At 73.6% G+C, this 11,687-nt stretch carries 12 protein-coding genes; 7 read left to right on the plus strand and 5 right to left on the minus strand.

Annotated features, from left to right (window positions below):
- The first annotated feature begins 236 nt into the window (after window positions 1–236).
- From DDQ41_RS09370 to DDQ41_RS09380, 4 genes are all read left to right on the plus strand, one after another.
- Entirely contained in the window at window positions 237–476 is a 240-nt protein-coding gene (locus DDQ41_RS09370; protein WP_109294074.1) for a DUF2180 family protein, read from the plus strand.
- 248 nt (window positions 477–724) lie between these two features.
- On the plus strand, window positions 725–874 hold the full coding sequence (locus DDQ41_RS31645) for a hypothetical protein (protein WP_167450245.1): 150 nt from the start codon (window positions 725–727) through the stop codon (window positions 872–874).
- The gene (locus tag DDQ41_RS09375; protein WP_109294075.1) at window positions 871–1,437 is read left to right on the plus strand and encodes a PRC-barrel domain-containing protein; all 567 of its coding nucleotides are present in this window, start codon (window positions 871–873) and stop codon (window positions 1,435–1,437) included. The genes DDQ41_RS31645 and DDQ41_RS09375 overlap by 4 nt, the downstream gene beginning before the upstream one ends.
- Entirely contained in the window at window positions 1,434–1,877 is a 444-nt protein-coding gene (locus DDQ41_RS09380) for a PRC-barrel domain-containing protein (protein ID WP_245990799.1), read from the plus strand. The genes DDQ41_RS09375 and DDQ41_RS09380 overlap by 4 nt, the downstream gene beginning before the upstream one ends.
- A gap of 458 nt (window positions 1,878–2,335) precedes the next feature.
- Here DDQ41_RS09380 and DDQ41_RS09385 read toward each other — a convergent pair whose 3' ends face one another.
- The 3 genes from DDQ41_RS09385 to DDQ41_RS09395 all read right to left on the minus strand — a co-directional run bounded on the left by DDQ41_RS09385 (window position 2,336) and on the right by DDQ41_RS09395 (window position 5,638).
- On the minus strand, window positions 2,336–3,358 hold the full coding sequence (locus DDQ41_RS09385) for a TerC family protein (RefSeq protein ID WP_109294077.1): 1,023 nt from the start codon (window positions 3,356–3,358) through the stop codon (window positions 2,336–2,338).
- 685 nt (window positions 3,359–4,043) lie between these two features.
- Window positions 4,044–5,186, minus strand: coding sequence for a site-2 protease family protein (locus tag DDQ41_RS09390; RefSeq protein WP_109294078.1), 1,143 nt, complete (start codon window positions 5,184–5,186; stop codon window positions 4,044–4,046).
- On the minus strand, window positions 5,183–5,638 hold the full coding sequence (locus DDQ41_RS09395; RefSeq protein ID WP_109294079.1) for a DUF3040 domain-containing protein: 456 nt from the start codon (window positions 5,636–5,638) through the stop codon (window positions 5,183–5,185). Before DDQ41_RS09395 ends, DDQ41_RS09390 begins: the two co-directional genes overlap by 4 nt.
- 500 nt (window positions 5,639–6,138) lie before the next feature.
- Here DDQ41_RS09395 and DDQ41_RS09405 point away from each other — a divergent pair, with 500 nt between their 5' ends.
- Window positions 6,139–7,074 carry a slipin family protein gene (locus DDQ41_RS09405; protein WP_262508407.1) on the plus strand — a complete coding sequence of 312 codons (936 nt, stop codon included), beginning with the start codon at window positions 6,139–6,141 and terminating at the stop codon, window positions 7,072–7,074.
- Between the two features lie 1,157 nt (window positions 7,075–8,231).
- Here DDQ41_RS09405 and DDQ41_RS09415 read toward each other — a convergent pair.
- Window positions 8,232–8,750, minus strand: a complete 519-nt coding sequence (locus tag DDQ41_RS09415; RefSeq protein WP_109294082.1) for a MarR family winged helix-turn-helix transcriptional regulator — start codon at window positions 8,748–8,750, stop codon at window positions 8,232–8,234.
- Entirely contained in the window at window positions 8,747–9,880 is a 1,134-nt protein-coding gene (locus DDQ41_RS09420) for a PP2C family protein-serine/threonine phosphatase (protein WP_109294083.1), read from the minus strand. The genes DDQ41_RS09415 and DDQ41_RS09420 overlap by 4 nt, the downstream gene beginning before the upstream one ends.
- A 179-nt stretch (window positions 9,881–10,059) precedes the next feature.
- On the opposite strand from DDQ41_RS09420, the gene DDQ41_RS09425 reads away from it, so the two are divergent.
- Together DDQ41_RS09425 and DDQ41_RS09430 are read left to right on the plus strand one after the other, a co-directional pair.
- Entirely contained in the window at window positions 10,060–10,593 is a 534-nt protein-coding gene (locus DDQ41_RS09425; protein WP_109294084.1) for a nitroreductase family deazaflavin-dependent oxidoreductase, read from the plus strand.
- Between the two features lie 192 nt (window positions 10,594–10,785).
- On the plus strand, window positions 10,786–11,535 hold the full coding sequence (locus DDQ41_RS09430; RefSeq protein ID WP_172607585.1) for a DUF4142 domain-containing protein: 750 nt from the start codon (window positions 10,786–10,788) through the stop codon (window positions 11,533–11,535).
- Window positions 11,536–11,687 lie beyond the last annotated feature (152 nt).

An 11,687-nucleotide genomic window follows, 5' to 3' on the forward strand; every position in this document is an offset into this window, starting at 1 on the left:
GTCCATTTGCGTCCGCAGGTGTCCGCACGGGCATCCTGCCGTTGCACGGCAACGTGCACGCGGGCGAGACGGCCTTCTCGGCGCACACGTGAGATCATCGACAGGACGGCAGGGGGTAGACCCCTGGTGAGGGACTCCGGGGACTGCACGGGGCCCGCCCGGCACAGTCCTCCCGCAGGCCTCTCCTCTCGGGCAGCCGACGCTGCCACCGAGGCGCGAGGAAAGGAGGCGCTGAAGTGGACTGCTACGAGTGCCACTTCCACAAGCTCAGGACGACCGCGGTCGCCGTGTGCCGCGAGTGCGGTGTGGGCCTGTGCGGTGAGCATTTGTACCTCGACACACAGACCGTGCACGGCGATGCCGGGCTCGGGAAGACGACCGGCGACATCCCGGCCCGCTGTGTGCTGTGCTCCGTGTGCCGGCGCGCCGAGCACAGCGTCTGGCGCGCGCCGCAGGCGACCCGGCAGCACGTCTAGCGAGGCGACCGGGGACTCCGGCACGCAACCTGCGGCAGCGGGCGCGAGAAGCGGCTGCCGCGCCACCGGCCGGCGACCGGCCGCCGCGAGGCGGGCCAGGCTCCCGCCGACGGACCGCGCCGGACGCGGACCCCGCCCATCGGCCGTGACGCGGACCCCGCCCATCGGCCGTCAGGTCGACGAAGACGCGGACCGCGGCACCGTCGCAACGCGGCGGTCCGTGATCCACGAGCCCGGAGGTGCTTTCCATGGATTGGTGGGTCTGGCTGATCATCGCGGTCGCCGTGCTGGTCGCGGTGGCGTCGTCGGTTGTCGCCCTGCAGGCACGGCGCCGCAGCGGCAGCGTCATCGCCGGCGGCCGCAGGTCCCAGGGCGGCGGGAAGGGCGGACGGACATGAGCACGTATCTGCGCGCACGGGAGATCAGCCAGGAGCCGGTGGTCACACTCGCGGGCGAGGACGTCGCCCGGATCAAGGACGTCGTCTTCGACCCGATGCGCGGCTCCATCACCTGCTTCACGCTCAGCGGCCGGGGACTGCTCGCCGGCCCGCTCAAGCGCGCGCTGCTGTGGAAGAAGGTCCACGCACTCGGCCCGGACGCGGTGATGATCAGGGACGAGGACTCGCTGGAGGAGGACGACGAGGCGGCGAGGGAGCGGATAGAGGCGCCGGGCGGGGGCAGCGTCATCGGCGCCCGCGTGATGACCGAGGAGGGGAGCGCTCTGGGCACGATCACCGACGTGATCATCGAGACCTCCGGGACTCCCAAGGTGATCGGGTACGAGGTCGGCCCCACCGCACGGACGGGGCAGACGGTCTTCCTGCCGGTGATCAGACCGAAGTCCGTCTCGGAGGAGATGATGGTCGTACCGGCGTGCACGGCCGATTTCACGGCCGGGGACCCCGCCGGCCTCCCCGCCGCTGCCGAGGGCCTGCGGCGACGACTCGAGCAGGAGGCATGATGCTGTTCAGCACCGCTCAGGGGCGCACCGTGATCGCCCTCTCGACCGCGGAACGGCTCGGGACCATCACCGCCTGCACGATCGCGCCTTCGCCGGCGCACATCTCGTCCCTCCACCTCAGGACCCGCGGGCGCCACGGCCACGTCATGCTGTGGAAGAACGTCCAGTCCTTCGGCGAGGACGCCGTGACGGTCCGTTCGGCCGAGGGGCTGAAACCCGAGAAGGAGCTGGAGTCCGCCGAGGAGGCGCACAAGAGTCACGACCCGCTCGGCAAGCGGGTCCTCACGGAGGCCGGGGAGAGCATGGGAATCGTCGAGGACATCGACTTCGACGAGAAGGACGGCAGCCTCCGGGCACTGCTCACCACGGAAGGGAAGGTACCGGGAGACCGACTCAAGGGGGTCGGCGGCTACGCCGTCGTCGTCCGACGCCCCGGATGAGACGCGCGGGTTCTCGGGACCGCGGCCCGTCCACCGTCCGCCGTCCACCGTCCGCGACGCGGCGTGAAGAGGCGCGGCGTGAAGAGGCGCGATGCGGCCCGAACAGGCGCGGCGAGCGAGCCGTGGTGCCGCCCGAGGAGGGGCGTACGGCGTGCCGAGGGGCGCGGCGCGGCTGGCACCGCCACGGCGTCAGCGGACCGGCGCCAGCCCGCCGCCGCCCGGGCCCGGTGGCCCGTCGGCGTACCTCGGGCAGGACGGTTCCCGGCAGGGACCGGGTCTCCACCGGGGCACATAGAGCCCCATCGTCTTGTGCCGCCGGACCTCCGCGGCCACGGGGCGGCGGCACACGGGACACACCCGCGCGCCCTGCGGTGTCGTCGCGTCCTCGACGGGGTCCATGAACCAACGATAGAGCGCGGGATCGGCGCCCTCCTCACGAAGCGGGATCGGCGCCCTCCTCACGGGTGGGAGGCTCCGCCGTCTCGCGGCGGGTCGCTCCCGTCCGGTGCGTCCCGCCGCGCGGAATGCGCCTCGTCCCCGGCCGTACGGCGGGAAGGAGGGCGGCGCAGGCTCAGCACGACGGACACCGCCAGCACCACCGCGATCACGGCGAGGCTCACCGGCGAGGGGATCTCCGGGACGCTGCTGCTGAACAGCTCGTGGGACGCCTGCAGGATCAGCTTCACGGCGATGAAGGAGAGGATCAGCGCGAGGCCCGTGCCCAGGTGGTGGAACCGGTCCAGCAGCCCGGCGAGCAGGAAGTACAGGGCGCGCAGGCCGAGGATGGCGAACGCGTTGCTGGTGTAGACGATGAAGGTGTCGTCGCTGATCGCCAGGACGGCGGGCACGCTGTCCACGGCGAAGATCAGGTCGGCCGCCTCGATCGCGACGACGACCGCGAGGAGCGGGGTGGCGACCCGCCGTCCCCCCTCCCGGACGGTGAACCTCATCCCGGCGTACTCGTCGCGCACCGGCATGACCCTGCGCAGCAGGCGCACGGCGAGGCTCCTGCCCGGGTCGAAGCTGTCCTCCTCCTTGAGGATCTTGTAGGTGCTGTAGAAGAGGGCCAGGGCGAAGGCGTACAGCACCGCGGTGAACCGGCTGACCACGGCCACGCCCGCGGTGAGGAAGACGCCCCGGAACACCAGGGCGCCGATGACGCCGAAGAACAGCACCCGGTGCTGGTAGGCACGGGGGACCCGGAAGTAGGCGAAGATCAGGGCGAAGACGAACAGGTTGTCGACCGAGAGGCTCTTCTCCAGGAGCCAGGCGGTCGTGTACTCCACGCTGGGCGTCGTGCCCAGGACCAGGAAGACGACCCCGCCGAAGAGCAGGGCGAGGCCCACCCACACACCGCTCCACACGGCTGCTTCCCTGAACCCGATGACATGTGCCTCGCGGTGCGCCAGCAGGTCGACGGCCAGCGACACCACCACCGTGACGGCGAACGCCGCCCACAGCCAGATCGGCACGTCCAGCACGAAGGCCCCCTCGCACGGGCGGGGGTTGAAGTGGGTCCTCGTGATGAGTGTGCCGCAGCGGCCCGGGCTTGTCGCCCGCGCAGCGCCGCTCCGACGGCCGGCTCCCGGTCGCCGGGACAACCGTCCGGCTCGGCACGACGGCGTCGAGGGGGCGAGGGGGCGAGGCGTGCCGCGGTGTGCGCCCGCGCGGGTCGCGGGCCACGGGCTGTGCGGACGGCCGCCTGCGGCGACAGGGTGGCCCGAGCGGCCCGACCGGCCCGGCCGACCGGTGTGCGGGGGCATGTCGGGATCCGTGCGGGCGGGAGCACTTCCGTCGGCTCGTAAGCACGCCCGTCGGCTCGCGGCACGGGGCCGCGCCACCTGAGCCGCCACCCGGAGCCGGCCCCTGCGCCGGAGCCGCCACCTGCGTACGGGGTCGCCACCTGCGTACGGGGTCGCCACCTGTGTGCGGCGAGCCGGGGCCGTCCCTTCTCCAGCAGCCCGCCCGCGACCCCGCACCGGAGCCGGACCGCGGGATGCGGACCGCGGGATGCGGACCGCCGGATGCGGGGTTGCGGGATGCGGGGTTGCGGGGCCTTGTGCGGAGTCGGTACGGGGCGGGTGGTGCGCCGGGGTCGGCTGCCGGCGGCGGCTTCCCGGCCTCACCGTCCCGCGGGTGGCACGGGTTCCTCGGCGGGCCGGCCGCTCAACCGGTCCCGTCTCCGCGCAGCATTCGGCGCTGGGCCAGGCGGTCGAGGTCGCCGGCGGTGATGACGCCGACGAGGGTCCCGCCGTCCATGACGAGGATCGGCAGGCCGCCGCCCCGGGGCCGCACGTTCTTGAGGACCTCCTCCAGCAGGTCGCCCGGCGCGCATGTGGTGCACCGGGACAGGGGGACGGCCACATCGCGCAGGCGCAGCGTCTCCCGCCGGGCCGCCGGGATCGCGGAGAGCCTGGGCAGTTGGAGCAGGCCGCTCGGACGGCCCTCGAAGTCGAGCAGCGGCACGTCCGAGTGGCGACCGTGCGCGGGGGAGCCCGAGGGTTCGTCGAAGTAGCGCTGCACGGTGATCCAGTCGGGGGCCGTCTCGACGGGACCGGCCATGACATCCGCGGCACGCACACCCCCCAGGACCCTGGTCAGGGAAGCCTGCCGGCGCTCGGCGTTGGCGACGACGATGACGAAGAACCCGAGGACGGCCAGCCACAGCCCGCTCCACGAACCGCGCAGCACGGCCAGCCACCCGACGGCGACGAGCAGGATGCCGAGGATCTGCCCGCCGCGACCCGCCGCCCGCTCGGCGCGCTCCCGGTCTCCGGTGCGCCACCACATCAGGGCCTGCACCACCCGGCCGCCGTCGAGCGGTGCCGCGGGCAGAAGGTTGAACACGGCGACGAGGAGGTTGACCCAGCCGAGCCAGAGCAGCACGGCGGTGGGAACCGCCCAGCCCGGTCCCGCGGCCAGTCCCATCCCTGCACCGAGTGCCACTCCCCCGACGGCCAGGCTGGTGAGCGGCCCGCTCACGGCGACGAGGAAGGCCGCACCCGGTGCGGACGGCCTGTCCATCCGGGTCACGCCGCCGAGCGCCCACAACGTGACGTCGTGGACCGGGATGCCCTTGCGCCGGGCGGTGAGTGCGTGTGCGGTCTCGTGCGCCAGCAGGCTGAGGAGGAGGAGCAGGGCGCCGGCGAGTCCGGCCACGGTGTAGGCGGTGGCCGAGCGTCCCGGGAGCCAGGCGGGGAGCGTCTGGCTGCCCAGGCTGTACCCGAAGAGGACGATCAGCAGCGGCACCGTCCAGTGGACGCTGAGCGGCACTCCGAAGACGTGTCCGATCCGGAGTGAGTTGTTCATGGCCGCCTCCTGTCCGTCCGGTCCGGGGCCGCGCGCAGCCGGACGGGCAGGCGGACGTCCGCCGCGGTGCCCGGGCGGCGTCCGCGGGGCGGTGTCCCCGGCGCGAAGCGGGGCTCGCTCTGGGTCGGCACTCCCGTGCCGGGTCCTCGCGGGGTCCCCGGGTCCGGATCGGCCCTCTCCGGGCTGCCGTTGAGAAGAGCGGTGAGGAAGAGTCCGAGGATCGCCGTGACGGCGATCAGGGTGAGCGCGGTCATCCCCCGGTTGCGCCGCTTCCCGGTGTCCGCGGGGCCGGTCCCCGGGTCCGCCTCCCGTCCGTCGGCCGACCGTTCCCGGGGCTCGTCGGTGAACTGCCGGTTGAGGGCGTCCATGGTCGCCGCCAGCCCCGGATCGTCCCGGGCAAGGCGCCGTTCGAGGTGCGCGAGGATGCGCCCGTCGTCCCTGCCGGAGTTCATGCCACACCCTCCGGAAGGGCGCGGACGAGCGCTGGAGCGGACCGGGTCCGTGGCAAGGCGTACACCGCCTCGCTCGTCGTCGCGTGCTTCTCGACTGGCCCTACTCACCGATTACCCGTGCGCCCCGGCCGGACCCGCGGCCCGCGGGGTGGCGAAGGCCGTCTCGGCCGCCGGTTCCTTGCCGACCCTCGGCAAGGAACCGGTGGGAGGGGAGGCTGGACGGTGGCCGGGCGACGTGGGCGGCGGGCCGCGCCGAACCCGCCGGTGCGCCGGTGCGCCGGTGCCGTGCGCGCCACCGGGGCCGGGGCGTCCTCGGCGGAGCGGCCGGAGCGCCCACCGTCCGCTGCCCACTGCCCACTGCCCACTGCCCACTGCCCACTGCCCACTGCCCACTGCCCACACCGAGGACCGTTCAGCCGCGAGAGAAACTCCCGCAAGGGTAAAGAATTAACAAAGCGGGCATAACCCTGGACAACCTCGTCCCGGAGGAGGTGGCCGCCGTGGCCCAGGAACTCCTGACCGTGCTGGCCCTCGCGGGCTCCGGAGCCGTGCTGTACCTGGCGGCCGCGGCCCGAATCGTCAAACAGTACGAGCGAGGGGTGGTCCTGCGCTTCGGCCGGCTGCGCGAGCGTGTACGCACCCCGGGATTCACCATGATCATCCCGGGCGTCGACCGCATGCACAAGGTGAACATGCAGATCGTGACGATGCCCGTACCCGCCCAGGACGGCATCACCCGCGACAACGTGACCGTACGCGTCGACGCGGTCATCTACTTCAAGGTCGTCGACCCGGCCGACGCGATCATCCGTGTCGAGGACTACCGCTTCGCCGTCTCCCAGATGGCCCAGACCTCGCTGCGCTCGATTCTCGGCAAGAGCGAACTCGACGACCTGCTCTCCAACCGCGAGAAGCTCAACCAGGGCCTGGAGCTCATGATGGACAGCCCCGCCGTCGAGTGGGGTGTCACCATCGACCGCGTGGAGATCAAGGACGTGTCCCTGCCGGAGACCATGAAGCGCTCGATGGCCCGGCAGGCGGAAGCCGACCGCGAACGCCGAGCCCGCGTCATCAACGCCGACGCCGAGTTGCAGGCCTCCAGGAAGCTCGCCGAGGCAGCCGGCGCGATGGCCGACCAGCCCGCGGCCCTGCAACTGCGGCTCCTCCAGACCGTCGTGGCCGTCGCCGCCGAGAAGAACTCCACTCTCGTCCTGCCGTTCCCGGTGGAGCTGCTGCGGTTCCTGGACCGGTCCACGCCGAACCGGCCGGCGGCACAGGCGACGGCCGGAGCCCAGGCGCTCGACCCGCAGCGCGCCGAACCCTCCGGGGACTCGCGCCCGTCGCAGAGGGAGACACCCGAGCGGGCGGAAGCGGCCGAGCGACCGCCGGGGCAGCGCTCGACGGCGAGCATGGACAAGGTCCGGCGCCGCTCCTGATGCTCCTGAGCACCGACGGCGGCACGCCAATGCCTGCGTACGCACACGTGGTTGGGTGCGTTCCGCCGCGGCGGCGACGAGCCCGTGCCAATGCCTGCGTACGCACGCGTGGTTGAGGTTCCGGAGCCGCTGACCCCCGTCCGGCGGCTCCGGAACCTCCGACCGCCCTAAGGGCGGTCGGCTCTGGGCGGCGCCGCTCAGCGCGGCGGGCGGCGGCCGGCGAGGCCGGTTCCCCGGCCCTGCCGGGGTGTTCGCCCGGCGCCGGTGCGGGGCCGCTCCTCCCGGGCGTCACCGGGCTCGGGGCCCGCCGGGTTCCGTACGCACGCCGCGCGAACCGGACCCCCCGGCGTCGCGGCACCGGCACCGGCACCGGCACGCGCACCCGCACCCGCACCCGCACCCGCACCCGCACCCGCGAACTCCAGGTACACGGCCATGGCTCCCCCTCACCGCTCCGCCGAACCGTGCGCACCGCCACCGGCGCACAGCGTTTGCCAGGGCCCGGCAGTGGGAACTCCCCATCGCCTGCGCCGTGCACACTCTGACAGGTCGGCGACTCTGTCGGCATTGCCGGACTCCGGCAATCTTTGGGTGTCGTCGATTCCGACGCCCGCTCACGGCCCGGGCCCGGGAGGACATGCCCCCGCCATGGCCCGCGGGCCCGCCCGCCGGCCCGCGGCCGGAGACCGCGGGTCTCCCCCGGGGGCGCCCGGCCCGGGCCGTCCCGGCCCGAGCCCCTCCGGGGCCGGCGGCACCGCCCGGCGGCCAGGCCGCGGCAGGCGGTCGAATTGCCGCACCGACACGGTCGCCCCGGCGTACGGGGGCCCCGCGCCTCCTCGGACGGGATCCCGCCCGCGAGGACTCCCCCGCGGACGGCGAACCCCACGGCGACCGGCCGGGACCGGACGGCCGGCACGCCTCGCGGGTCCTACGGTGCCTGCTCGCGGGTCCTACGGCGTCTGGTAGGTGCGATCGCAGGGCGGAGAACCATCCTCGTACCAGATGTACCGGACCCACCAGACGTACCGGACCTACCAGACGTACCAGACCTTCAGACCTTCAGACCTACCGGATGAACCGGACCCGCCGGACACACCTGGGCTGCTCCCCCGGCGCGGCGAGCGAGCGCGGCAGCAGTCGCGGGCCGGGAGGGACGTTCACGACACGCCCTGACGGTCGGCCCAGCCCAAGGGGTACATCGCGCTGTCCGCGGCAGGTGCGCTCGGCTCGCCCCCCGCCTCGTTGAAGGCGGTGAGCGCCCCGACCAGCGCGGCACGCTGCTCGCCGGCCATCCGCTCCACGATCGTCGCGATCTCCCGTCGGCGCCGGTCGGTGACGTCCTCGACGAGAGCGCGGCCCTCGGGCGTGAGCCGCAGTACCGTCTCCCGGCGGTTCTCCGGATTCGTCTGCCGGTCCGCCAGGCCGGCCGTGATCAGGCGGTCGATCATGCGCATCGCCGTGGAGGGGTTGACGCCGAGCCGCTCGGCCAGCACCACGAGCTTGGCCGGCCCGCGCGTGGAGAGCACCACCAGGAGCCGGAACTGCGGCAGCGTCACCCGGTCCTCGACAGCGGCCAGGGAGCGGGCGGAGACGGCGACCAGCAGCCTGGACGCCGTGAGCACCGCGCGCGTCACGGCGTCGACGTCGTCGACGTGCTGTTGCCCTTGTTCGGTCATAGCCCTTTTCTACCCTCTGCCGTCGCGGTACCCGCCGCGCCCGGCGCCCGGGGGGCCGTGCCGCCGATCACATCCGCCCGGTGGTAGCGGAGCAGCAGCATGGCCGCATCGTCGTGGAGCGGCCCCTCGGCGTGCTGGACCAGGTCGCCGCGCAGCGCCAGCAGGGCGGACTCGGGGTCGGGGTCCGCGAGCAGACCGCCGCGCTCGCACAGGGGATAGAAGCGGTCCGCCGGGTCGCGGGCCTCGGAGACTCCGTCCGTGTACAGGAGGATCTGGTCACCCGGCGCGAAGTCCGCCCGGTACGGCACGGGGCCTTCCGCCCCGTGCAGGCCGAGACCCAGCGGCAGCGCGGGCAGCGGTGGCTCCGCGAAGCCGACCCGGCCGTCCGGCCGCAGGAGCATGGGCGCGGGGTGGCCGTAGTTGAGCAGTGTCACCGTCCCGTCGTTGCCGACCTCGGCCACGACGGCCGTCACGAACTTCTCGCCCTGCAACTCCCGGTCGGCCACCCGCTCGAGTCTGGCGCCGACACCCGCGAGGTCCGGCTCGTCGTGTGCGGCCTCCCGGAACGCGCCGAGCACGAGGGCGGCGGTCTCGACCGCGTCCAGCCCCTTGCCCTGGACGTCCCCGACGATCACCCGCACGCCGGTGGGCGACGCCACCACCTCGTACAGGTCGCCGCCGATGCGCGCCTCGGCGACGGCGGAGGTGTAGGAGACCGCCACCCGGAGGGGGCCGGCGCTGCGCGGAACGGGTCTCAGCAGCACCCGCTGGGCGACCTCGGCGATCGACCTGACGCTGGCCAGTTCGGCTTCCCGCCGCTGCCTCATCACCGCGGCGACCAGCCCGGCCACGGTCACTCCCGCCACGGACGCCAGCGCCGTCCAGCCCCTCCGGCCGTCGAACAGACCGTCGTAGAGGCCGAGGGTGAGGCACAGCAGCATCGCGATTCCGCCGATCAGGGCCGTCCGGCGCCAGCCTCCGACCAGCCCGGCGAAGGCGGGGCCCAGGGAGACGAGTGGGAGGAACCCGACGGCCGGGCCCGCCGTCACGTCGACGGCGGTGACGACGGCCATGACGCCGTACGGGAGGACGGTCAGCACGGCGGAGCGCCGCGGAGTCGCTTCGGGCATGACGGGATCCCACGGTGTACGAGGGGCGGTGCGGGCGGCTGCGAGCGAGGGATCCGGCACCACCGCGGACCGACGCTTGATTTAGCCTATGCAAAACTTACCCTCCCGAAGCATTTCGGGGAGGTCTCGTTACAGAACCGACAGCCACCACGGCGCGGCCGCCTGAACCGGAGGTGCATGTGAACCACTCCGCTCCCCGACCCCGGCGCCCCGCCCCACCGGCCGGCTGGCGGCGGCGGGCCGCACGGCTGCCCGTCAGGCTGTTCCGGATAGGCCTGGGTCCGCTCTTCGGGGGACGGCTGCTGCTGCTCGTCCACACCGGAAGGCTGACCGGTGCCGCGCGCACCGCGGTTCTGGAGGTCGTCGAGCACACGGCGTCCCCGTGCTCGTGGACGGTGGCGTCCGGGTACGGCCCCGAAGCCCAGTGGTACCGCAACCTCGGGCACACCCCGCGGGCCACCGTGCAGTCCGGCAGACGCTTCCACGCCGTGACCGCCCGGTTCCTTCCCGCGGAGGACGGGGGCCAGATCATGGCCCGCTACGCCGAGGCCCGACCCCGTACGGCCGCGCGCCTGTGCGCCTACCTGGGACTGGGCGCCGACGGGACGCCGGAGGGGTACCGCGAGGCGGGGCGGCTCATCCCCTTCGTCCGGCTGGAGTGCGACCCGGCGTGCCACCGCCCCCGCGGCCGCGGGCGGGCGTCCGGCGGCTGACGCGGCCCCGGGCCGGCGGCCGGCGCGGGCTCCGCGGGGGCCCGGGCCGCGGCGGCGCGGGAGAGCCTCCCGCCACCGGTGAACGCGCCCGCCGCCTGATCCGTACTGCTGACTGCGCGCCGTGCCAGCCGCCGTACAACAGCTCCCGGGCGACCTGAACGAGCAAGTACTCCATGCCGACCGGGAGGCATCATGCGTTCCAATCGAAGCGCAGCCGCATCCACCACCTCGAGGACGATCGGGGTGGTCCTGGCCGTCTGCGCGGTCATCGCCACCGTCCTGATCGTCACGCGGGGAGGCGACGAAGAGGCATCGGCCTCGCAGACACCCGCCGGGACCACCGCGCAGAACGGCTACGGACAGTCCGGCACCGAGGGGTACGGGCACTCCTCCGACGCCGGGCACGGCGCGGCGGCCGAGGGCAGCGCGGCCCAGGGCGGCCAGGCGGAGCGGTCCGGCCCCCAGCCGGTGACCGAGGTGGACAAGACCTTCCTGGTCGCGGTCCGGCAGGCGGGCCTCTGGGAGATCCCCGCGGGCCGGCTCGCGCAGACGAACGCGTCCAGCGAAGCGGTCAAGCGCGCCGGGCTGCACCTGATGGACGGGCACAGCAAGCTCGACCAGCTGGTCCGCGAGGACGCCGAGATCCTCGGCGTCCCGATCCCCGACCAGGCCACGCCGGAGCAGCAGGGCTGGGTCAAGCAGATGGAGAACGCCCGGGGAGCCGAGTTCGACCGCATCTTCGCGAACCTGCTGCGCGCGTCCCACGGAAAGATCTTCGCCACCATCGGCGAGGTCAGGGCCGCCTCGCAGAACGACCTCATCCGCCGCCACGCCCGGCAGGCCAACCAGACGGTGCTGGACCACCTGGAGGTCCTGGAGGACACCGGCCTGGTCGACAGCGCGACCTTCGCCGAGGTGGAGGAGGCCGTGACGCCGAAGTAGGCGCGACCAGCCGGCCGCCTCGGCGCAGCGGTACTGGATCATTCCTTTGCACTGTGCAATCCTGCGGGGGGCGGTGCCGACTCGCCGGAGGAGCGGACCCGCTCGCCCGTGAGGCGCGCGAGCGGGTCCAGCCGTGACGCTCGGCGGCGCGG

Origin of the sequence: Streptomyces spongiicola (assembly GCF_003122365.1) — a bacterium.
GTDB classification, from domain to species: domain Bacteria; phylum Actinomycetota; class Actinomycetes; order Streptomycetales; family Streptomycetaceae; genus Streptomyces; species Streptomyces spongiicola.

What these genes read in the sequence shown, in the direction of transcription:
- DDQ41_RS31645 (WP_167450245.1), top strand. Translation starts at nt 725, where the DNA reads ATGGATTGGTGGGTCTGGCTGATCATCGCGGTCGCCGTGCTGGTCGCG.
- DDQ41_RS09375 (WP_109294075.1), top strand. Translation starts at nt 871, where the DNA reads ATGAGCACGTATCTGCGCGCACGGGAGATCAGCCAGGAGCCGGTGGTC.
- DDQ41_RS09380 (WP_245990799.1), top strand. Translation starts at nt 1,434, where the DNA reads ATGATGCTGTTCAGCACCGCTCAGGGGCGCACCGTGATCGCCCTCTCG.
- DDQ41_RS09390 (WP_109294078.1), bottom strand. Translation starts at nt 5,186, where the DNA reads ATGAACAACTCACTCCGGATCGGACACGTCTTCGGAGTGCCGCTCAGC.
- DDQ41_RS09395 (WP_109294079.1), bottom strand. Translation starts at nt 5,638, where the DNA reads ATGAACTCCGGCAGGGACGACGGGCGCATCCTCGCGCACCTCGAACGG.
- DDQ41_RS09415 (WP_109294082.1), bottom strand. Translation starts at nt 8,750, where the DNA reads ATGACCGAACAAGGGCAACAGCACGTCGACGACGTCGACGCCGTGACG.
- DDQ41_RS09420 (WP_109294083.1), bottom strand. Translation starts at nt 9,880, where the DNA reads ATGCCCGAAGCGACTCCGCGGCGCTCCGCCGTGCTGACCGTCCTCCCG.
- DDQ41_RS09430 (WP_172607585.1), top strand. Translation starts at nt 10,786, where the DNA reads ATGCGTTCCAATCGAAGCGCAGCCGCATCCACCACCTCGAGGACGATC.